Source organism: Devosia sp. (assembly GCF_034675085.1).
Lineage (GTDB): Bacteria > Pseudomonadota > Alphaproteobacteria > Rhizobiales > Devosiaceae > Devosia.
Genome location: NZ_JAUCDN010000412.1, coordinates 1 through 2400, shown reverse-complemented (window position 1 = coordinate 2400; position 2400 = coordinate 1). Strand labels below are relative to the sequence as shown.

Here is a 2400-nt window from a genome sequence, read left to right as displayed (position 1 = left end):
GCGTCAAACCAAGTTCGCGGTACCGCTAATGAGCACCAACGTCCGCTTGTGGGAAACTCGCATGGGCAGTCGAATGGCCGGAACTGGGGCGCACAACCGACGTCCTGTTGGATGAAGAACTGAGCCGATTTCCCTCGTTTCGTCGACCGCTCCCCCAAACGAGTGACTGCCCCTTCCAACCTCGTCAGTACTGTCAACTTCCCCTGGGAAAGGAAAAGGCCCGGTGTCCCGCGCCTTTGTGAGTTGATGGAAAAGCTGTCCGTTCGTGAATGGAAACGCTCGCTTCACTAGTGGAAATTCTATGGGGCGCGTCACAACAACAAGCGTCTCACCACTACCCTTTTAGCGAATGGTGGTGTCCCAGGATTGGCATTCTGAACATGTGCCAATGCCGGTCGACCAACTAACCAGTCCGATTGAAAAGCCCCGGTTTCCCGGGGCTTTGTTTGCAATCAAAAGTTGAGGCCAACTGATGCCGACATTGAGTGCGCATAAATCGGACTTTTGACCATCCTTATGAGGCGATCACAGTAAGCCCAGTCAGACGCTTTTAGCTGTCGTGGTCCCTCAACTCTCGCACTCCAAACACGCCCCGATTTGTCCTAGTGCCCGCTGGCTGCCATTCAACTTTAAGGAGGTGAGGCAAACTTTGCCTCACTTCTCTGCGTCTGATGCCAGGAATTTGGTCAAACCTCATGGGCGGCGACACTCACACGTCTTCTAATACCTCCGCTCAGCTGCAACCGGTCGTGGTGCCGCAGGTGTCGCATTTCAGGCAGGTGCCGTTCCGCACCATGGTGAAATTGTGGCACTCGGTGCACTGGTCGCCGGTATAGCCCTTCATCTGCGCTTCGGCGCGCATGAGGCCGGCATCGCGGGTGGGGCTCGCCGAGGGCAGGGGGTTGAGCTCGCCCGCCGGGAAGGGGGCGGGGGCGACGCCGGGCTCGGGCTTATAGGCCGTGGTGGCCTTGAGCGCGGTGACGGTCGAGGCCGCGGGGGTGGCGTAGCGCGCCGCCTCGGCGGTGGGCACCAGCATCAGCGAGCTATTGGCGGTGCGGCCGCGCGTCATGCCGCGCGAGACGAATTTTTCCGCCGGAACCGGCTCGGAAGCGCCGCGCGCGGCATTTTCCTCGGCCACGCCCTTGCTCAGCGCCGTCGGCGCCGCATCGGCGGGCACATGAGCCAGATCGTCCCGGTCGAGATAGGAAATGGCCAGCTCGCGGAACACATAGTCGAGCATGGACGTAGCGTTCTTGATGCGGTCATTGCCCATCACCATGCCGGCCGGCTCGAAGCGGGTGAAGGTGAAGGCCTCCACATATTCGTCCAGCGGCACGCCATATTGCAGGCCCAGCGAGATGGCGATGGCGAAATTGTTCAGCATGGCGCGGAAGGCGGCGCCTTCCTTGTACATGTCGATGAAGATTTCGCCCAAACGGCCATCTTCATATTCGCCGGTGCGCAGATAGACCTTGTGCCCACCCACGATCGCCTTCTGCGTATAGCCCTTGCGGCGGAACGGCATTTTTTCGCGCTCGCGCACGCGCTCGATGACGCGCTCGACGATCCGCTCGGCCACCACGGGTACGCGCGCATCGGCGTTCTGCGCCACCAGCGCCTCGACGGCATCCTCCTCCTCGTCATCGGCCGCGGCCAGGATCGAGGAATTGAGCGGCTGGCTGAGCTTGGAGCCGTCGCGATAAAGCGCGTTGGCCTTGAGCGCCAGCCGCCAGCTCATCATATAGGCCTGTTTGGCGTCCTCGACCGTGGCGTCATTGGGCATGTTGATGGTCTTGGAGATGGCGCCCGAAATGAAGGGCTGCGCCGCCGCCATCATCAGGATGTGGCTTTCCACCGAAAGATAGCGCTTGCCGCTTCTGCCGCAGGGGGTGGCGCAATCGAAGACGGGCAGGTGCTCGGCCTTGAGGTGCGGTGCGCCTTCCAGCGTCATCGCCCCGCAAACATGGACATTGGCTGCCTCGATATCCTTCTTCGAAAAGCCCAGGAAGGGCAGCAGCTCGAAGGAGAAATCGTTGAGCTGCTCGTCGGTGACGCCCAGGCCCTTGAGGAAATCGGCGCCCAGCGTCCACTGGTTGAAGACGAACTTGATGTCGAAGGCCGAGGCCATGCCCTTGTTGAGCGCCTCGATCTTGTCGTCGGTAAAGCCCTTGGCCTTGAGCGTGGACGGATTGACGCCCGGCGCCTGGTTGAGATTGCCATGGCCGACCGCATAGGCCTCCATCTCGGCGATCTCGGCCTCCGAATAGCCCAGCGTGCGCAGGGCCGGGGGCACGGCGCGGTTGATGATCTTGAAATAGCCGCCGCCGGCCAGCTTCTTGAATTTCACCAGCGCGAAATCGGGCTCGATGCCGGTGGTGTCGCAATCCATCACCAGCCCGA

At 61.3% G+C, this 2400-nt stretch carries 1 pseudogene; it reads right to left on the bottom strand.

Features of this window, described 5'->3' with window-relative positions:
- Positions 1–733: 733 nt before the first annotated feature.
- Positions 734–2400 (bottom strand): annotated as a pseudogene (locus tag VDP82_RS17075) (vitamin B12-dependent ribonucleotide reductase); the annotation flags it as partial.